Annotated in this window: 17 protein-coding genes; 11 read left to right on the top strand and 6 right to left on the bottom strand. The window is 50.9% G+C overall.

From position 1 onward, the window contains the following. Position 1 precedes the first annotated feature (1 nt). From kdpB to QN215_RS07250, 4 genes are read left to right on the top strand one after another with little or no spacing between them, the layout of a single operon-like run. Positions 2–2,143, top strand: a complete 2,142-nt coding sequence (gene kdpB, locus QN215_RS07265; RefSeq protein ID WP_369343660.1) for a potassium-transporting ATPase subunit KdpB — start codon at positions 2–4, stop codon at positions 2,141–2,143. A gap of 16 nt (positions 2,144–2,159) precedes the next feature. Next, positions 2,160–2,795 carry a potassium-transporting ATPase subunit KdpC gene (gene kdpC / locus QN215_RS07260; RefSeq protein WP_369343659.1) on the top strand — a complete coding sequence of 212 codons (636 nt, stop codon included), beginning with the start codon at positions 2,160–2,162 and terminating at the stop codon, positions 2,793–2,795. A gap of 35 nt (positions 2,796–2,830) precedes the next feature. After that, on the top strand, positions 2,831–5,599 hold the full coding sequence (locus tag QN215_RS07255; protein WP_369343658.1) for an ATP-binding protein: 2,769 nt from the start codon (positions 2,831–2,833) through the stop codon (positions 5,597–5,599). Next, positions 5,574–6,266 (top strand): response regulator, encoded by a 693-nt coding sequence (locus QN215_RS07250; RefSeq protein ID WP_369343657.1) that lies wholly within the window; start codon positions 5,574–5,576, stop codon positions 6,264–6,266. Before QN215_RS07255 ends, QN215_RS07250 begins: the two co-directional genes overlap by 26 nt. 38 nt (positions 6,267–6,304) lie before the next feature. Here QN215_RS07250 and QN215_RS07245 read toward each other — a convergent pair whose 3' ends face one another. Beyond that, positions 6,305–7,501 carry an endonuclease/exonuclease/phosphatase family protein gene (locus QN215_RS07245; RefSeq protein ID WP_369343656.1) on the bottom strand — a complete coding sequence of 399 codons (1,197 nt, stop codon included), beginning with the start codon at positions 7,499–7,501 and terminating at the stop codon, positions 6,305–6,307. A 314-nt stretch (positions 7,502–7,815) separates the two neighbouring features. Between QN215_RS07245 and QN215_RS07240 the strand changes: the two genes are divergently transcribed. The 4 genes from QN215_RS07240 (at position 7,816) to QN215_RS07225 (ending at position 12,221) form a co-directional block, all read left to right on the top strand. Then, positions 7,816–8,868 carry a MupG family TIM beta-alpha barrel fold protein gene (locus tag QN215_RS07240; RefSeq protein ID WP_369343655.1) on the top strand — a complete coding sequence of 351 codons (1,053 nt, stop codon included), beginning with the start codon at positions 7,816–7,818 and terminating at the stop codon, positions 8,866–8,868. Between the two features lie 3 nt (positions 8,869–8,871). After that, a complete protein-coding gene (murQ, locus tag QN215_RS07235) occupies positions 8,872–9,771 on the top strand; it encodes an N-acetylmuramic acid 6-phosphate etherase (RefSeq protein WP_369343654.1) in 900 nt (299 codons plus the stop codon). Between the two features lie 106 nt (positions 9,772–9,877). Continuing rightward, positions 9,878–11,947 (top strand): glucose PTS transporter subunit IIA, encoded by a 2,070-nt coding sequence (locus QN215_RS07230; RefSeq protein WP_369343653.1) that lies wholly within the window; start codon positions 9,878–9,880, stop codon positions 11,945–11,947. Between the two features lie 13 nt (positions 11,948–11,960). After that, the gene (locus tag QN215_RS07225) at positions 11,961–12,221 is read left to right on the top strand and encodes an HPr family phosphocarrier protein (protein ID WP_369343652.1); all 261 of its coding nucleotides are present in this window, start codon (positions 11,961–11,963) and stop codon (positions 12,219–12,221) included. An 87-nt stretch (positions 12,222–12,308) separates the two neighbouring features. Here QN215_RS07225 and QN215_RS07220 read toward each other — a convergent pair whose 3' ends face one another. The 4 genes from QN215_RS07220 to QN215_RS07205 all read right to left on the bottom strand — a co-directional run bounded on the left by QN215_RS07220 (position 12,309) and on the right by QN215_RS07205 (position 15,240). Further along, positions 12,309–13,121, bottom strand: coding sequence for an HAD family hydrolase (locus QN215_RS07220; RefSeq protein WP_369343651.1), 813 nt, complete (start codon positions 13,119–13,121; stop codon positions 12,309–12,311). A 53-nt stretch (positions 13,122–13,174) separates the two neighbouring features. Then, a complete protein-coding gene (locus QN215_RS07215) occupies positions 13,175–14,011 on the bottom strand; it encodes a MurR/RpiR family transcriptional regulator (protein WP_369343650.1) in 837 nt (278 codons plus the stop codon). A 406-nt stretch (positions 14,012–14,417) separates the two neighbouring features. Further along, on the bottom strand, positions 14,418–14,765 hold the full coding sequence (locus QN215_RS07210; protein WP_369343649.1) for a hypothetical protein: 348 nt from the start codon (positions 14,763–14,765) through the stop codon (positions 14,418–14,420). Between the two features lie 85 nt (positions 14,766–14,850). After that, positions 14,851–15,240 (bottom strand): hypothetical protein, encoded by a 390-nt coding sequence (locus QN215_RS07205; RefSeq protein ID WP_369343648.1) that lies wholly within the window; start codon positions 15,238–15,240, stop codon positions 14,851–14,853. 246 nt (positions 15,241–15,486) lie between these two features. Between QN215_RS07205 and QN215_RS07200 the strand changes: the two genes are divergently transcribed. Then, positions 15,487–16,656: a glycosyltransferase gene (locus tag QN215_RS07200; RefSeq protein ID WP_369343647.1), complete on the top strand. Its 1,170-nt coding sequence runs from the start codon at positions 15,487–15,489 to the stop codon at positions 16,654–16,656. A gap of 45 nt (positions 16,657–16,701) precedes the next feature. After that, the gene (locus QN215_RS07195) at positions 16,702–18,132 is read left to right on the top strand and encodes a lipopolysaccharide biosynthesis protein (RefSeq protein WP_369343646.1); all 1,431 of its coding nucleotides are present in this window, start codon (positions 16,702–16,704) and stop codon (positions 18,130–18,132) included. Positions 18,133–18,307: 175 nt separating this feature from the next. On the opposite strand, the gene QN215_RS07190 is transcribed toward QN215_RS07195, so the two are convergent. Then, positions 18,308–18,481: a hypothetical protein gene (locus QN215_RS07190; RefSeq protein WP_369343645.1), complete on the bottom strand. Its 174-nt coding sequence runs from the start codon at positions 18,479–18,481 to the stop codon at positions 18,308–18,310. A gap of 195 nt (positions 18,482–18,676) precedes the next feature. Between QN215_RS07190 and QN215_RS07185 the strand changes: the two genes are divergently transcribed. Beyond that, entirely contained in the window at positions 18,677–19,759 is a 1,083-nt protein-coding gene (locus tag QN215_RS07185) for a glycosyltransferase (protein ID WP_369343644.1), read from the top strand. The last annotated feature ends 140 nt before the right edge of the window (positions 19,760–19,899 follow it).

Raw genomic sequence — 19,899 nt, 5'->3', positions numbered from 1 at the left:
CATGTCTGATTCACAAAAAGTCGTGTTGCAAGGCAATCACGCGCAAGGCAAAGGCTTGTCGAAACTTCTGCTGAAATCTGTACCTGATGCACTCCGCAAGTTCGATCCGCGCTATGAGTGGCATAACCCGGTTATGTTCGTTGTCTGGGTTGGCGCTCTGCTGCTTACGGTGCTCGGAGTGTTCCAAAGTCTATTCCCGAATGATGCCTCGCTGCGTGGCGGCAGCAGCATCCCCATCTCGTTCACATGGATCATAGCCGCATGGCTGTGGGCAACGGTGTTGTTCGCGAATCTGGCGGAAGCCGTCGCGGAAGGCCGTGGCAAGGCTCAGGCAGCCGCCCTGCGCAACACTCGGACGGCAACTCCCGCCCATCGTGTTCATGGATACAAGCCCGAGAGTGACCCGGACGTGAAGATCACCCCTGCCATCGACATGGAATCATCCGAACTGCAGCAGGGTGACGTGGTGGTTGTGGAAGAAGGTGAGACGATACCGGGTGATGGCGAGATCGTTTCAGGCATCGCATCGGTCGATGAGTCGGCCATAACGGGCGAATCGGCACCCGTGATACGCGAATCAGGAGGTGACCGCAGCGCTGTAACAGGTGGTACTACCGTACTTTCCGACCGCATTATCGTACGCATCACGCAGAAACCTGGCGAAAGTTTCATTGAAAAGATGATCGCCTTGGTCGAAGGTGCAAACCGTCAGAAAACGCCCAATGAGATAGCACTCAATGTGTTGCTGAGCTCGCTGACCATCATCTTCCTGGTGGTCGTGCTCTGCCTCAATCCTATGGCTTCGCTGCAGCATGCCCAGGTGACGCTCACCGTGCTGATCGCCTTGCTGGTGTGCCTGATACCAACGACCATCGGAGCACTCCTCTCGGCAATAGGCATAGCAGGAATGGACCGGATGGTGCAGCATAATGTGCTCGTCACCTCCGGACGTGCCATCGAGGCGGCAGGTGACGTGACGACCCTGCTGCTCGACAAGACGGGAACCATCACCTATGGCAACCGTCAGGCCTCTGATTTCCACGCTTTGCCTGGTGTTGACCATACTGAGATGGTGAAGGCCGCAGCCTTGAGCTCCCTGAGCGATTCCACCGCCGAAGGGAAGTCCATAGTCGCACTCGCGGCGAAAGAGGACATTTCGCTCAGTACCCTGCCGGATGCGACGCCGGTGCCATTTACTGCAGAAACGAGAATGTCAGGTCTTGATCTTCCTGACGGCAGGAAGATACGCAAGGGTGCCGCCTCAGCTGTGGAGGCATGGATTGCACAGGAAGGCGGAGGAATCGCACAGGAGGCGCACGATGCCCTTCAGGACAGGGTGCGAGCCATTTCCTCCGAAGGTGGCACGCCACTCGTAGTTGCCGAAAGAACCACCGATGGAGCAATCGTCGCCCTTGGCGTCATTCAACTGAAGGACATCGTCAAAAACGGCTTGAAGGAACGCTTTGCAGATCTGCGCAAGATGGGCATTCGCACCGTTATGGTCACGGGTGACAATCCGCTGACTGCCAAGGCCATAGCCAAGGAAGCTGGCGTCGATGATTTCATTGCCGAAGCCAAGCCGGAGGACAAGCTCGCTTACATTGCGGCGGAACAGGCCAAGGGAAAGCTTGTGGCAATGACCGGAGACGGCACCAATGATGCCCCGGCGCTTGCCCAATCGGATGTGGGCGTGGCCATGAATTCTGGAACTTCCGCCGCCAAAGAGGCGGGAAACATGGTTGATCTGGATTCCGACCCAACCAAGCTCATTGATATCGTGCGCATCGGCAAGCAATTGCTGATTACGCGAGGAGCGTTGACGACATTCTCGATTGCGAATGATCTTGCCAAATATTTTGCCATCATACCGGCCATGTTCATGAGCAATTTCCCAGGATTGGGTGTGCTGAACATCATGGGTCTGCATTCGTCGCTTTCGGCTGTGCTGTCCGCGATCATCTTCAACGCCATCATCATCGTGGCACTGATACCACTGGCTCTGAGGGGAGTGAAGTATCGGGCGGAAGACAGTGAGAAGATTCTGTCGCGCAATCTGAAGATCTATGGTCTTGGTGGCATCATCGCACCCTTCATCGGCATTTGGCTTATCGATGTGTTCGTGCGCATGATTCCGGGCTTCTGAGCGGAAAGGAAACAACATGAAGTCGACAATCTCATTGCAGTTGAGGAGTCTTTTCGCAGGATTCCGGGCCATGCTGGTGCTCACGGCTGTGATAGCGCTGGTCTACACCGGCGCTCTCACCCTGATCGGACAACTCGCATTCCCCAGCCAGTCGAACGGTTCCCTGATCGAGAACGGCAGCGGCAAGGTCATCGCTTCGAAATATATCGGGCAATCCTTCACCGATGCGAAAGGCCATGCCCTGCCGCAGTATTTCCAGTCTCGGCCCTCTGCGACAACGAATTCCAATGGTGACCCCATGCCATATAACGCTGCTTCCTCTTCTGGGTCCAATCTCGGTCCTACGAGCCCCGAACTTCTGAAGCTGATTCGTGAACGCAAGCAGGCGGTTGCCCAGCGCGAGCATGTATCGCTGCAGGATGTTCCTGCCGACGCGGTCACCGCCTCGGCATCGGGTCTGGACTATCAGATCAGTCCTGAATACGCGAGCATACAGGTGAACAGAGTCGCAAAGGAACGTGGCATGAGCAAGGCCGCGGTCACTATACTGGTGAAGCAGTACACCACAAACAGGGCGTTGGGCTTCATCGGTGAAAGAGCCGTGAATGTGGTCGAACTCAATCTTGCGTTGGATCACATGGTGAAGGGCTGATGTAACGGAAGCCACGTTGTGGAGGAGGCTTGGCGATGGCGTCGGTACGAGGGAAGCTGAAGGTGCTGATAGGTGCGGCACCTGGCGTTGGTAAGACTTACGACATGCTGCGTGAAGGCCAGCGCCTGAAAGAAAGCGGCGTTGACGTCGTCGTAGCCTTTCTAGAAACCCACGGACGCGAAGCCACTGCCAGGCAGGCTCAAGGGCTGGAAGTCATTGCCAGACGAACCTGCACCTATCGGAACATGACATTGACGGAAATGGATGTGTTCGCCATCCTTCAGCGTCACCCCAAGGTGGCGCTGGTGGACGAGCTGGCCCATTCGAATCCGCCATCGTCACTGTTCGAGAAACGGTGGCAGGATGTGCAGAACATCCTTGAGGCCGGCATCGATGTCATCACCACCATCAACGTGCAGCATATCGAATCTTTGAATGACGTGGTTCGTGCGATAACCGGAAGCGTTCAGCAAGAGACAGTTCCAGACATTTTTCTACGCTCGGCAGATCAGGTCGAGGTCGTCGATCTGCCTCCACAGATGCTGCGTGAACGACTTTCCGAAGGTCTGATCTATGCTCCAGACCGGGTGGATGCCGCGCTGTCGAATTATTTCAGAGTCGGAAACCTCACCGCGTTGCGAGAGCTCACCCTGCTGTGGTTGGCGGGCAACGTCGATGAAGCGTTGAAGAAGTACCGTGAAGAACAGGGCATCCATTCCCAATGGGAAACCAGGGAGCGTGTGGTCGTGGCGCTTTCTGGCGGCGATGAAGGCGAAACCTTGCTCAGACGCGGGGCGCGTGTGGCAGCCAGGTCTGGTGGAGGGCAACTGATTGCGGTTCATGTGACCAGCCCAGACGGTCTTCGTTCAGGCAAGGTCAAATCCTTGGCGGAGCAGCGTTCTCTCGTGGAAAAGCTGGGAGGTTCGTTCCATCAGGTGGTTGGTGAGGATATCGTCGAATCGCTGATCGAGTTCGCCGAAGCGGTGAATGCCACTCAGATCGTGATAGGCGTGTCCAGCAGAGGATCCCTTCGCAGATCGCTGGGCAGGCCCTCTGTCTCGAAGAACATTCTGAGTCGTTCAGGAAGCATTGACGTGCATCTTGTTCCTCATGGCAACATCGCCAAAAGCTTCACCTTTGCTCTGCCCAAGGTCAGGTCCTCGCTGCCGCCGAAGCGGAAAATCATGGGACTGGTGTTCTGCGCGGTTACCCTGCCGTTGCTCACCCTGCTCCTGCTGCCCGGACGGAACACCGAAAGTCTGCCGCGTGACATTCTTGCCTACCAGCTTCTGGTGGTGCTCGCCGCCACGATAGGAGGCATGGTGCCAGCCATTGTGGCTGCGCTCACCTCAGGGCTGATAATCGACTATTTCTTCCTCAACCCGATGCAGACTTTCAACATCTATCAACGCTTCGGCTTTACCTCGCTGCTGCTCTACGTGATAATCGCTCTGACGGTGAGCCTAGTGGTCGATCAGGCCGAACGCCGAAGCCATGCTGCGGCCAGATCACGGGCGGAATCCGAACTGCTGTCGGTAATCTCCGGGAGTGTGCTCAGAAGCCGCGATCCCCTGCAAGCACTCCTTGACCGTTTGCGCGAGGCTTTCGGCCTGAGACTCGTCATACTCTCACGCAAGCAGGAGCCTGACATTTCCAGCCAGATGTCACAGAACGATCCGCAGGACAAGTCTGTAGACGATGAGCCTGCCGATGTAGAGGATGACTGGCAGACGGATCCGAAGGTGTACGAACTCAATCATGGCGATGCACAGTTGATGCTGTATGGCCGCGATCTTGATGCCAAGGATCAGCGGCTGTTCAATACCGTGCTCACGCAGATTGACACCGTTCTGCAGCAGGAGGACCTTGAACGCAAGGCCAGCGAGGTGGAGCCGCTGACGGAGGCGGATAAGATTCGAAGCGCTCTGCTTACCGCTTTGAGCCACGATCTGCGCAGACCGTTGGCATCGGCAACCGCCGCCGTAAGCGGCCTGATCGAAACTCATGGAAATCTCGACCGGAAGGAAAGTGACGAATTGCTGCATCTCGCTTCGGCAGGCTTACAGGAGTTGGCGAAACTCATCACCGACCTGCTGGATGTCAGCCGACTGCGCGAGGATGCCCTGCCCATTTCGCTTGAGGCAACCGACACGGAATCCATCATCGTGACCTCGCTTGACGAGCTCAACATGGGTCCGCGTGAAATTTCGTTGGATATGGATCGTGTGCCATTGGTGTGCGCCGACCCGCCATTGCTGCGTCGAGCCTTGTCGAATCTGCTGCTGAATGCCAAACGGTTCAACCCTCCAGACAAGCGAATCGTGATCTCCGTCAGCCACTTCAGAGACAGAGTGGAAATCCGGATTGTAGATTATGGACCCGGTGTCTCCGAAGACAAGAAGAACACGATGTTCGTGCCCTTCCAACGGTTGGGAGACAAGGATAATACGACCGGCCTCGGCTTGGGATTGGCTCTGGCCAAGGGCTTTGTGGAGAGCATGGACGGCGTCTTAAGCGCCGAAGATACGCCAGGGGGAGGGCTGACCATGGTGATCTCCCTGCATGATGCTCCCAAAGATGCGCGCGCCGGGCAACCACTGCCGCATTCTTCCAAGGCGAAAAGCGCCAAGGGATCGCAACCTGGCATAGGATTTCCCTTGACGGACTGGAGATACTTCGAATCACATGATGGTGAACACGATCACGATGACTATGAGAGTCATGAAAGCGAAGAAGGTCTGGGCAGCCTAGCAGAAATGAGTGGAGGTGCCAAGGATAATGAGAATATTGATAGCGGACGATGATCCGCAATTCCTCAAGGCATTGCATATCACTCTGCGCTCGCAGGGATACGACATCGTGTCCGCGCGCGACGGCATAGAATGCATCCGCGTCGCAGCGCAAAGCTCACCGGACATGCTGATTCTTGATTTGGGCATGCCCAGAATGGACGGCATGAGAGTTATCCAAGCGGTTCGTGGATGGACTACAGCTCCCATTTTGGTGGTTTCCGGTCGTGCAAGCGAGCGGGAGAAGGTCGAAGCCCTTGATGCGGGCGCCGATGACTATGTCATCAAACCGGTTTCCATAGAGGAGTTGCTCGCCCGCATCCGTGCCTTGGGGCGTCGCATAGACAGCAGTGTCGGTGAGAACGAAGAACCCCTTGTCCGCATTGGAGACGTGACGGTGGATCTTGGCGCGCATAGCATCTACAAGGCACATCAGGGCAGGGAAATCGACATCAAACTCACCCCAACCGAATGGAAGATGCTTGACATTCTGGTGCGCAACCGTGGCAAACTGGTCACCAGACAGGACATGCTGACCCACATTTGGGGGAGCGAACATATCAGCGACAGCGGGTATCTGCGTCTGTACATGTCGCAGCTCAGGAAAAAAATCGAGGAGAATCCGTCTGAACCCACCCATCTTCTCACGGAGACGGGGATGGGATACCGCCTGGTGCTCTAGACACTGGATTCTATAGGCTGTGTCCTAAACAATGTGTTCTAGGCTTCGATTGTGGCGAGCAGCGCGCGGTGGTCGCTGTCAGCGATCTGGACGGTTTCCAAATCGCCGACAGAAACTCCGCTGGTATGAACGATATGGTCGATCTCAATCAGCGGCGGAATCTTCGAGTTCGCGGGATATGTCATATGGAATCCTTCGCCTGCCTGCTCTGACGAGTCCACGAACTTCGAGCCCAGCAACGAACGGAAACTCGGATGATCCCAGGTCGAGTTGAAATCACCCATAAGCACGTATGTATGGTCATAGTTCTTCAGAGAACTGATGGTGTCGAGGCCCGCACTCCACACGCTCTGCTGCCCGCGAGTGGGAGAGTTGGGGTGAACGGATCCAAAGCGGACGGTTGTCGTCCCCAGCGTTATCGATGCGGCAGGAATGCTCGATGCGTCGGTCGGGATCAGATTCGAGTTCACATTGCTCTGCGCAGCTGCCGTCCACAAGCCGTTGACGCCGCCATTGTCACCATGCTTGGTGCTTGCAATCACCGAATAAGGGAGAACCTTGGAGATTCCGGCTGCTTCGAGCCGCTGAATGAATCCCTGCGTCATCTCTTGCAGAGCAAGCACCTCGACATGCTGGTCTTTCACGGTCTGCACGATTTCATTGACATCAGCCGTTCCAGTGTGCGTGTTGAAAGTCATGATTCGCGCATACTTGTCGCTTGTGTTGACGGTGGCGCTCGTAACTGCGGTTTTTGCGGCTTGGGAGATCGTCGTGGTCGGCTTGATGTAGCCGATATGCCAAAAAATCTGTACGAGAATGCACGCTACGCTCACCAGAGCCAGGACTTTGCGCCGCCAGACAAGTGCCAGAATCAGAATAAGAGCGGAAGCGATTCCAAGCCATGGCACGAAGGATACGATCAGCGGCATGAACCCACTGTCGGCAATGTTCGCAGGCAAGATGCGAATCACCATAACCGCGATGATGAATGCCGATGCGATCCACAGCAGGAAACTGAGGAAACTATGACTTGTATGCCTGCGACTTGCACGCCTGCGTTCGCGAGATTTCCGAGGGCTTTTCTGATGGTCTTGCTTGCTGCCCCACATGCCTTGATTGCTGCCATTGCCAGATGATGCGTAGCTCATTCGGCCAGATGCTTGTTCTGCCGCACCTGTTGCCAGCGGCAAGGCCTGGGTATCGCCGTCATGGTAGGAATGCGAAGCCCTCGTCATCTATTATCACTCCTCAATCTTTCAATTCGTTCTGTTCAATCCGGTCTTCACATCTTTGGTTAGCCACCGCCGGTGCCATGCCGGTGCCATGCATGGTGCCTTGCATGGTGGAAACATGTTTAGCCTTGCACACGAGAATAAAGCAGCCGAATGAAAGAAGTAGGCGAAGATCCTGAATCTACAAAGAGGATACACAGATATGAAGTCTCATCTGAAGGTGTCGTATCGCCATGAAACAATATTTCATGTATATTAACGATATACTGAAACAAAATTTTCTTATGTTACTATTTCGCTCCAATGAAGGAGTTGATATGCGGGGATTTTCGATATATGTAAGCAATCCGATAGGCGATGCAACGCGCGAATATATCGTTCGCATGGCGAATGCCGGTTTCACCGGCGTATTCACCTCGCTGCACATACCCGAAGACAATCCGAAGCTTCTTCAGTCGCGGCTGGCTCAGCTCGCGGGGTGGTGTGCACAGAGCGATCTTGAACTGGTTGCCGATGTTTCCGATACTGGCCTTCGCAGAATGGGCTGGACACTCAGAGACCCTGCCCGGATACTTGACACGGGGGTCACAGGGCTTCGCATCGATGATGGCATTGATCTTGCCGAGGTAGCAACCTTGAGTCATGCGATGCCCGTAGCTTTGAATGCAAGTACGATGTCGCAGCACGATATCGATATCCTCAGAAGGAACGATGCCAACTTTGACCATCTTGAGGCATGGCATAACTATTATCCCCGGCCTGAAACCGGTCTCGACCGTGAATGGTATCGAGCAAAAAACGAATGGTTCCACAGTTTGGGGCTGAAGACCATGGGATTCGTGTCCGGTGATGGCGAACTGCGCGGTCCACTCTTTCAGCATCTTCCCACTCTGGAAATTCACCGTGAATGGAATCCCTTGGCAGCAGCTCTCGACCTTGAGCGGTTGCAGACCGATCGCATCTACATCGCCGACAACACGATTACCGACTCCTCGTTGAACGCCTTCACACACTATGCCGAAACGGGCACGATTGGGCTGCGATTGGACTCAGTGCCGAGCGCACTTACCGCAAGGGTCTGGCACAATCGACCTGACGTGGCACGCGATGTCATCCGTCTCTTGGAGAGCAGGCGTCTGCAAGTGCTGCCGACCAAACCCAACGATGGCGAGGCCGAAGCTCGTCCAACAGGCACCCTCACGCTCGACACAACAGACTATGGCCGCTATGCAGGAGAACTGCAGATTACTCGACGAGATTTGCCACCTGATCCAAGGGTGCAGGTCTTGGGTCGGGTCATCGACGCAGATCGATCATTGCTGCCATGTATCGGTGCCGGGACAGGCATCACACTCAATCAGGGGGAATGAATTATGGATATTGCCAGTTTGACCACGGAAGCACGAAACACGAAGACGATGAAACTGGATTCAATGTCCATTCATGAATTCGCTACGGTCATGAACCAGGAGGATCAGAGCGTCGCGACCAGTGTCTCTCTCGCCTTGCCAGCAATAGAATCCGCGATTTCAACCATCATCGAACATTTCAACCAAGGTGGTCGACTGTTCTACATGGGAGCAGGAACCAGTGGCAGGCTCGGTGTGCTCGATGCCGCCGAATGCGTGCCAACCTTCGGCATCGAAGCAGAAATGGTGCAAGGGCTGATTGCAGGCGGCATCAAGGCCATGACCATTGCAGTGGAAGGTGCCGAAGACAGCATGGAGCTTGGAGCCGATGACTTGAAGGCACGAGGGTTGAACAGCACAGACACCGTCGTGGGCATAGCAGCTTCGGGGCGCACGCCATATGTTATCGGAGGACTCGATTATGCAACTCAGCTTGGAGCAGCGACGGTCAGCCTGGCATGCAACGAGCATGCAGCGATATCCGAGCATGCGGGCATAGCCATCGAAGTTCCTGTCGGGCCCGAGGTGCTTTCCGGTTCAACGCGTCTCAAGGCAGGAACTGCGCAGAAGCTTGTGCTCAATATGCTTTCCACAGGGGCGATGATCGGCATCGGCAAAGTGTATGAGAATCTGATGGTTGATGTAAAACCGACCAATGAAAAACTCGTCGAACGAGCCAAACGCATCATTCGAGAGGCGACACATTGCAACGATGAGGTTGCAGATACCAATTTTGCTGCGTCCGGGCATGACGTGAAACTCGCCATCGTCATGATTCTGACGGGGCTTTCCAAGCAAGACGCTTCGATTCAATTGAGGAAGGCAGGTGGGTTCATATCCAGATTGGTCAAGAACAACGACTGATACAGAACAAATCTGCCATGGTCTCGGCCTACGGCAGGGTTGAAGGTGTTTTTCATGTTCATACGATTCATAACAACACAACGAAGTAAGGGTGAAAGGGATTGCAATGGCTGGGGAAGATAAATACAAGACAATAGGTGACAGCATCTATGACAATGTGGGTGGAGCCCAGAATGTCGAGAAGCTCATCAATTGCATGACACGCGTTCGCATGACGATTCGTGACGAAGACAAGGTTGACGTTGCCGGACTTAAGAAAATTCCAGGCGTATTGGGGGTTGTGCAGGAAGATACGCTGCAGGTTGTTCTTGGGCCTGGAGTCGTCAGCAAGGTTGCACAGAGCATGGTCGATGAGGTAGGAGTCGATCTGGGTGCACCATTCCCTCAGGGAGTCAAGGCTCATACGGCAAGTTCGGGCAATGGCTATAAGTCTGCAAAGGAGGAAGTTGAGGCCAAGGCTGAGCAGGTGCACTCCGCGCACAAGGCAGCGTTGAAGCAAACGTGGTGGCGTGCAGCCCTGAAACACATCAGCTCGATTTTCATCCCACTGATCCCGGCATTCGTTGGTGCAGGTCTTATTTCAGGTATCGCCGGTGTGCTTGGCAACCTCCAGACCGTTGGGGCCATCGGAGCTGGTTGGGGCACCTTCATTCTGACAATGAAAGTCATCAACCAGGGGCTGTTTGCCTTCCTTAATGTATACATCGGCATCAACGCAGCAAAGGAATTCGGCGCAACGCAGGGATTGGGCGGCATCATCGCCGGCTTGATCTATCTGCCCGGCGTCGTCGCTCCACTCAGCCTTCCGAACGTGTTCACCGGCAAGGATCTCGTTGCAGGCTCCGGCGGTGTACTCGGAGTGCTGTTTGCGGTGTGGATCATGAGCTATGTCGAACGGTGGTTCCATAAGCATATTCCGGATTCGCTCGATATCATCATCGTTCCATTCCTGACGCTTCTGGTCATGGGACTGTTCACGATCTTCCTGGTGATGCCTGCCGCAGGCTGGGTTTCAAACTCTCTGGTCGGCGCGATCAACTGGGTCTTGAACGTTGGCGGGGCATTCTCCGGCTTCGTTCTCGGACTGGTCTTCCTACCGATGGTCATGCTTGGACTGCATCAGATTCTTACACCAATCCATCTTGAGATGATCAAGGACCTTGGCATGACACCGCTGCTTCCCATTCTCGCAATGGCAGGTGCCGGTCAGGTGGGCGCGGCAATTGCCCTGTGGATTCGCTGCCGTAAGAACAAGCAGCTGACCCGCATGATCAAGGGCGCGTTGCCAGTCGGTATTCTTGGCGTTGGCGAACCTCTGATCTATGGTGTTTCCCTGCCACTTGGACGTCCGTTCATCACCGCATGCATCGGCGGTGGTATTGGCGGTGCCGTTGTTGGCGCGATTGGTGGAATCGGCGCAACTTCCATCGGTCCTTCCGGTGTCGCCCTCATTCCTCTGATTGCAGGAGGATTCGGCAAGGCGCTCGGATATGTCTTCGGTCTGCTTGCGGCCTATCTTGGTGGATTCCTAGCCACCTATTTCTTCGGCACACCGAAGAGTGCGACAGTGGCAACCGCAGAGGACGGTACCATTCTCGAAGGTGCTGCTGCAGGTACGAACGCGCAGGATACTGCCGCTCCGGAGGAGCTCGAATACGAGCAGGAGCACACCATGGCTGGTTTAAACTCTCAGACCGACACTCATATCGCAGTTACTACCGACATGGTTGCGCCGGTTGAAGGACATCTGATTCAGCTCAGCGAAGTCGATGATGAGACCTTCTCGCAGAAGCTGCTTGGCGATGGTTTCGCCATCAATCCTGAAATGCAGACGGTTGTGGCTCCGGTTGATGGGAAAATCTTCACTATTTCCGACACCAAGCACGCATTCACGATGGTCAGCGATTCTGGACTTGAAATTCTGGTTCATCTGGGCATCGATACCGTCGAACTTGAGGGAGGACCGTTCAGTTTCAATGTCAAGGTAGGACAGCATGTGCTGGCAGGCCAGCAGCTCGGTTTGATGGATCTCGGAAAAATTCGCGAGGCTGGGAAGAAAGACACCGTGATAACTGTCGTCACCAATATGGATGCTGTTTCTTCCTTCGGCTCCTACACGAATCAGCATGTTGAAGTGGGGACCAAGGTTCTCTCTGTAACGGGCAAAGCACAGTAAGGGGGAAGCATCTATGAGCAAGGAATTTACGTACACTATCACGGATCCTGTGGGAATCCATGCCAGACCAGCGGGAAAGCTCGTGAAAATGGCGCAGCAGTTTGAATCTGACATCACCTTGGATCATGACGGAAACACCGCCAATGCAAAACACATTCTTGGAGTCATGTCTCTCGGCATTGCCAAGGGTGACCCGTTGAAGGTCAGTATTTCCGGGGCGGACGAAGACAAGGCCGCTGAAGAACTTGAGACTTTCTTCAAGGACAATCTCTAGTAGGCATGATGTGCTGACTGCCTGGTGCTGACTGCAACCCAATGCAGGAATCTCGGTCACTATATGACTGGGATTCCTGCATTGTTATTATGTGAGCGCATATCGGTCGATTGCCAGTGCCAGACCATTCTCTTCATTGCTCAGCGTAACGGCATCGGCTGCATCCTTGACTTCATCCAAAGCGTTTCCCATGGCGATGCCCAAGCCACAAGCCTGCAGCATTTCGATATCATTCTCGCTGTCTCCGATGGCCAGCACATTTTCAAGCCCTATGCCCAGGACCGAGCAGAGTCGCTGAATGCCATGCTCCTTGGACACTGTGGCGCCCATCACTTCCAGACCTTCGTGCATGGGTATGAAGGAATAGAACTCGTTGTCGAGCAGGGTGCTCATCACCATGTTCTGGGTTGCCTTGTCGATGGAAGGGAAGTTGATCTTTTCGATGGGCATCTGGTTATCGATGAGCTGCTGCAAATCGTCGATGACCTTTCCAATTCGTTGCAATGCCTCAACATGCAGCGGGCGCAGCGAGTAAGCGTCCATCTGTTCCCACTGCCTTCGCCCGACATAGATCCTTCCACAGCTCCACATCTCTATCCACGTGTTCTGGGGAATGCCGTGCAACAGTCGAGCTGCCCCATGAGGGTCGACATAAGTACCATCTGTGAGCATTGCGTTGTCGTACAGAACCGCGCCATTGGACGTGACCGACCAGCCTATGTCGGGTATTGCACGGACCTGATCGGGAATGATTGAAAAGATTCTTCCAGTCGCCACGGCGCATACGATGTTGCTGCTGTGTGCGGCAGATATAGCCTGCAGCGATGCTTCCGATACGCTGCTGTGGTCATTCCTGAGCAACGTGCCATCCAGATCCATGGCAATCATGCGTATGTTCATTGTGGTCATCCCATCGTCTAGGAGCTGATTAGATTCTGGCTCAATTCCATGGCTCAATATAAACGCTGAATCGCTTCCTTTGTCTTGACCAGATATTCCTTCGTCTTTTCAAGGTCATTCTTTGCCAGACACATATATATAAGGTCAGTGACGATAAGCGATGCATTCCTGGAAGCGATGGCTCCCAATCGAATCTCTCGTTCGGTGGCCGGTATGCGTAAGAGAATGTCAGAGAATCTCGTCAATGGACTCTTTTCGAACTGCGTGATTGCCACGGTTACAGCGCCTTGCTCCTTCGCATAGCGCATGGCAGCGTTCACTTCGTGCGTCTTGCCACTGTAGCTGACTGCCAATGCGACATCTTTGGGACCGATATGGGAGGTGGCAGCAAGCTGATCATGAAAGTCTTGATGATAGATGGTTTGACGATTGATTCTTGAAAGCTTTTCCCACAAATCCATGCAGACTATTCCAGAGGCGCTGATGCCGTAGAGGTATATATTCTGGCACTGCTGCATGGCCTCAACTGCTTTGGCCAGGCTGTTGGTGTTCAGCAGTCGATATGATTCTTCCTGAAGTCTGGTGTTGAGCGCCTTTGACTTTCTGACGACATCACTGATGGAATCCTCTTCAAGGAGAATGTCATCGAAATCGGCGATTTCATCGACACTGTCACTGGCAAGATCAACCTTGAACGCTACGAAGCCGCTGTATCCAAGGCGCTGGGTGAAGCGGACCACGGCTGAGGGAGACACCCCTGCGTGAGCTGCAAGTTCCTTGGTGGCGCTGAGCGTGGTCTCTTCGCGATGTTGGAGAATGTAGTCTGCCAGTTTTTTCTCCGTGGCAGTGTAGCTCGACATGTCCTCAGTAATCTTGTAAATGCAGCTCATCGTTCCTTTATTCCAACACTCATATTCCAACACTCATATTCCAACACTCATATTCCAACACTCATATTCCAACACTCTTGACGCTATGTTCCTCGGCTGGCGGAGTCCAGTCAATGCAAGCACGGGCTGCTCATGATTGAAGCCCCTGATTCTGTGATTAGTCTATCCCAATCATGAGGCATGGCAAAGGTGGGCAATATCAGAATCATACCGAGTGGAATGAAATTGCTGCGAAGCGAGATAATCGATAATGATTGACGCCAGATTGCTGCGTGGCATTTTCGTGGGGGATACCTTGAGTGGCGGTTCGCGTGACGCTTTGAAAACCCATCGGATTTGATGAACACCAACGTTGCTGTCGAAAGCTGTGAGCACTCGCTCTCAATCGCTCTGGAGCTCAAGTCGTCTAGAATTGTTCAATGCTGATGCCGCTACAGTGATCCTTGAGAATGCATTTGAACGTGTCGTTCGATGATGCATCGTAATCGAATTCGATGGATGCCGTGGCATTTCCTGGGCGAATCAAACGGCATGTGCAGGTGACTCTCGCCGTACCAGTGAGTTGACCTTCTTTCTTGAGATCGATGGTGAGACGTCTGGAGTCAACCATTCTATTCATGAATGGGTTGTCCTCGACCTTGATGTGACTTGCGTAGTCACGTGCCGGTCTTGTGAAGGGAGAGCCTTCCCAGTCAAGCGTGACGGAAGCGGGAAATTCGCTGTGAACAACAATGGTGAAATATCGATATCCCATGAGAGTGCTCCAATCTTGCGTGATGGCTAGTGATTGCGACGGGTTGAGTGCATTGACAAGGTTCTGGGGAAAGAAAGCGGAACCATCACGAGGTCACTTGTCTGAATTCCTGAAAGTACAGTGTGCCGTAGTAGCGTGCATTGAATGTCTCGTCGGAGGTTTCGTCATAGGTGAAGTTCAGTGCATCGGGTTTCAGAATGGGAATCGTGCAGACGCAGGTTATGGTTCCTCCATTGGGGAACGGGGACTCGTTCTTAAGGTCGATATGGTATGTTTCATCACTGAGCACACCGCGGATATCTCGTATCTTTGGCAGGTCAGGTTCCCTGTACCTGACTGATTCGCCTGGGTCATAGTGCTGTTCTCTGGCGTACTGTTCTCTGGACTTTTTCAGCCATGAATCGGAGTCACATGAAATCCTCATATCTACGGGAAGTCTGCTGTCAACCTCAATGGAAAGATACCGGTATCCCATATTGTTCCCTTCCCTGAGATAACAGCCGATTCCTAAAAACGTACAATATGACCATAATGCATAATGCTAGGTTGGGAGATAAGCCCACAACGAACGCACATCTCATGCCTCTGCGGGCAGAGCAACGCAACGCCAAACAGAGGGTTGACCCCTAGCGCAGAGAAGGAATCCCAGCCACATCGCACAATGCCTCTATGATCCAGAGGTATTGTTATTTTGTTTACCGAGCCGAAGAAAGTTCAGGATATGAGCAGCAATACAGGAAAGCAACAGCGGAACGTGGAAGACGCCCATAAACCGATGCGGGTGCTTTTCGTTCTACAAGATTTGCATCTTGGTGGTATTCAGAGAGTCAATTCAACCATTGCCAGCGCACTCAATTCAACAGAGTATGACGTTAGTTTATTACTAACAAGACCTAATGATGCAGTTTATTCTTCGACATGTCATACGTACACAACGCGCCGTGATGTTAAGAATTTTATTTTTGATGGTTCACGTCATGTATTAAGAAAAATCCCATTTCTTTCAATAAACAATGTGAGTATAAACAGGTTATATCAATTTCTCAGAAAGCATTCTTTCGATGTAATAATTCTTAACCCAGGGTTTTTCTCCGCGGCAGCTAGAATCAAACAGCTTTACCCCAGAACTCGAACACTTCTTTGGATGCACAATAATTTCGACATTTATATGGACAAATATTTTGCAGATTCACAAAAGGAACTCGGTGCAGCAGCTCGGGAGGCGGATGGAATAATCTGCCTCGAAAGATACACACTCTCAAAGTGGAAAGCCTTTAACAAGAATTGTTATTTAATTCACAACCCAACAACAATCGAGAGTGATGGCAAAGTTGCTGATTTGAACAGCAAAAAGATTGCATTTGCAGGTCGCTTAGTTATTCAGCAAAAGGGGTTGGATTATCTCTTGCAAATCGCAGAGCTTATACCGGACGATTGGTATATTTCTGTGGCTGGATCAGGGCAGGATGAAGAACAAATTAATGCTATGGCAAAGGAACGGAACCTTTTAGCCAAACTCCAATTCAAAGGACCGCTGTATGGCACCGATCTTTTGAATCATTACCTATCTTCAAGCATTCTTGTAATGCCCAGTCGCTGGGAGGGCTTCAGCCTCGTTGCAGTTGAAGCAATGAGTTGCGGATTACCTATTGTGGCTTTTGACATTCCGGCAATGAGAGAAGCCACGGATAATGGACATTTCAGTCTGCTTGCAGACTATGGGAACGTTGCTTCGTTTGCCTCGGAACTCAATTCATTAATCCAGAGTTTTGAGAAGAGACAGAGATACTCGTCGTTGTCATTACGGCGCAGCAAAGACTTCTCAATCAATTCAGTTGTATCTACATGGCAACAGATGCTGGCTGACATTAATTCACGTGCTTTTCGATAAACACGGTATGATGAACGCGTGCAAGAATCGAAATCAAACAGAAATATGAGCTTCCGCCGTGCAGCAGCAATTCAATTTGGATCCAGATATTTAAATGTGTTTTTGCAACTCATACTGACTGCTATACTGGCTCGCTTACTGTCTCCCAACGACTATGGAATTATTGCTGGTATTTCAATTTTTACAAACCTTTTTGGAATTCTCGCCGACATGGGTCTAGGTCCCGCTATAATCCAGTATAAGAATTTAACAAAAAACGATTATGGCAGTATATTTCTTTTTTCCTTGGGCCTTGGATCTGTTCTTACTCTTGCATTTATCGGTTTGGGCTTTCCCATAGCATGGTTCTTCCGCGTAGCTGCCTATACGCATCTTTGTGCCTGGTCAGCCATATCGATATTCTTTAGCACTATCGACATGGTTGCAAATGGGATCCTATTGAAGGAAAAAAGATTTGATCTCGTTGGTTTCAGACTCATCGTTACCACAATTATTGGTGGCGTAGTTGCTGTCACTATGGCATTGAATGGTTTCGGAGCAATGTCATTGATTTGGAATATTAATATTATCTCAATTCTGGTTTTCTTCTGGAATTTCATCAGTGTTAGGGGCCAAATAAGTTTCTCTGACATCCACATAGTACATTCAATGCGTATTGTTGCACGATACTCTTCATACCAAGCGGGTTTTGGCTTGGTTAATTATTTTTCAAGAAATCTCGACCATTTGATTATTGGACGGATTTCTGGATCAGCCCCTCTCGGACTTTATGACAAGGCTTATAAGCTAACAACCTATCCAATTCAATTTGTACCTGGGGTATTAGGGTCAATAATTCAACCCTTTTTATCTATGTACCAAGATAAAAAAGAAAAACTATATGAAGCCCAGTCGAAAATGATTTCAGTGCTGGCAATGATTGGCTCGATGGCAACTTTTCTGTTTCTTTTGTGTAACAAAGAGCTCATCTATTTTGCGTATGGAAGTCAATGGATGCAATGTGTCCCACTGTTTACGATCTTGAGCATAAGTATCACCTTTCAGATGGTAAACAACATAACCGGTAGTATTCTACAGAGCGCCGGGCGAACTGATTATTTATTTGCGCAAGGCATTTTTGCAACTGTAATAATGGTTGTTTTTGTCCTTATAGGAGCAATATCTAAGAATTTGTATACGGTAACAGCAATGGTTACTGCAGCTTTTGTTCTACAGACCATCACTGTTGCCTATTTCACAACGGTAAAGACTTTCTCTCATAAACTGTTCGATTTTTTCAAGCCTATCCTGCCTTCGGCCATTACATCAACAATTTGTTTTCTGCCATTGGCGGTCATCAAGTATTATTTCGAATTCTTGACGGATAATTATTTCATTTCCTTCAGCTTTTACACATCCGTATACATACTCATGACTGTTTGTGCTCTTCTGCTTACTGGACAGTTGAAAACGTTGAAAGTATTATTTACCAAATAATTGAGCATCAATGAGTTTCCGCCGTTGGGAAACGCTCTTAGGAAACACGAGCTTCAGCACGTCAGTGACCCACCGAGCATGCTAGAACTCCTCCTCGACCGACTCCACGTATTAGCGTAACGGTAGATCACAGCCTACTCAAAGACCGTTCCATTAAGCTTGGATATCAACGTTGTCATATTCCCGGTCTTGGCGATCCCATTACGCCCTCATTGACGCGCATGATGCGCTTTCCCAGATTCGGAACGCTCGTGCCGAGCCTTACCCAGTAGATCATCGGTCTCAGCGTCTCATTGAAGAGTTCGTTGACTTTCTCGGAAACCATACGATCCAGTTGAGTCTCGAGCATGGCCTGAGTAACTTGTATGATTTTACCGTGCATGGTTTCGTATCTCCAGCTTTCCAATTGCGGTTTTCTTGTTCCGCGACTGAAAATGTCACACGGGGGCACGGGTCATGTTCACCGGAATCGTCAAACCCTAACAATTTGGGCAAGAACCCCGGGTGAGTATCCCGAGAAACCGAAACGGAAGGATTAAAATAGATGCCAGAAAATATATTGGTTTTCGGTGTACATGATAAAATAGGCGGTGTTGAAACATATTTCTACAACGTATTCAATACCATCTATAATATTCATTTTGATTTTGTTTCCTCTTCACCGACAATGTGTTATGAGGATGAATTCCGTAAAAATGGTTCTACGGTTTACAAGGTTCCCGATTTCCATAGGAAACCGTTGGCATACTATAAAAAAATCTGTGCGATTCTCGAAAAGACTTCGTATGACGCGATTTATTACAACATGCTTTCAGCAGCCAATATTTTGCCAATAGTCGCTGCCCGACGTAATGGGATATCAAGAATTATTGCTCATTCGCATAATGCTGGTACTCCAAGCAAATTTATAAAGATGCCACTTAACCTTGTCAATCGCAAGCTGGTGAATAGATTTTCAACTGATAAGTGGGCATGTTCAACGGAAGCGGCAGAATTTATTTTTGGAACGCAACAATCTTTTACGCTCGTTCCCAACGCAATTGATACGAAACGTTTCACATTCAACGCCAATGCTCGACAAACAATGAGAAATCGCTTGGGGATTAGCGATGAATTATTAGTAGGATTCGTCGGTAGATTTACAAAACAAAAAAATCCAAGAAGGGTCTTGGACATATTTAGATCATTCCATAGTTTGAACTCAAATTCTAAATTGGTACTGACGGGCTCTGGTGAGCTTGAATCTGAGTTGAAGAAAGAAGTTCAAAAGCTTGGACTCGAATCATCGGTAATATTTACTGGAAACGTAAGAGCTGTTGAAAGTATTCTCAATGCAATGGACATGTTGCTCCTACCATCACTTTTTGAAGGCCTTCCAATCGTACTTTTGGAGGCTCAAGCTTGCGGACTTCCTTATATTGCCTCTAACACAGTGTCACAAGAATCAATCGTTACCGAGCATACACAATATCTATCATTAGACTCCAATGATTCTTGTTGGGCAAACCACGTCCAAAAAATCGAAAATACAGAAAGAGAATCCGACTCTGAGCTGTTTGCAAGATCAAAATGGACGTTGAAGAACCAGACCCCACTCTTGCAGCAACTTCTTGAAAAGAGCAAATAGAAAACAGCAATTTATTTGCTTCAAATTTATAACTCTCAAGGGCTAAATACGCGAAATCAATATCTGTAAATTTCAGAACATCACCGCCGTCTAACAATTCTGCTTGTAATCTTCTAGTAGAATCTTAAAACGTAGATTAG

It is taken from the genome of Bifidobacterium sp. WK041_4_12 (assembly GCF_041080795.1).
GTDB lineage: Bacteria > Actinomycetota > Actinomycetes > Actinomycetales > Bifidobacteriaceae > Bombiscardovia > Bombiscardovia aquikefiricola.
Note: the sequence above shows the minus strand (reverse complement) of the source record. Positions and strands in the feature narration are given on the sequence as shown.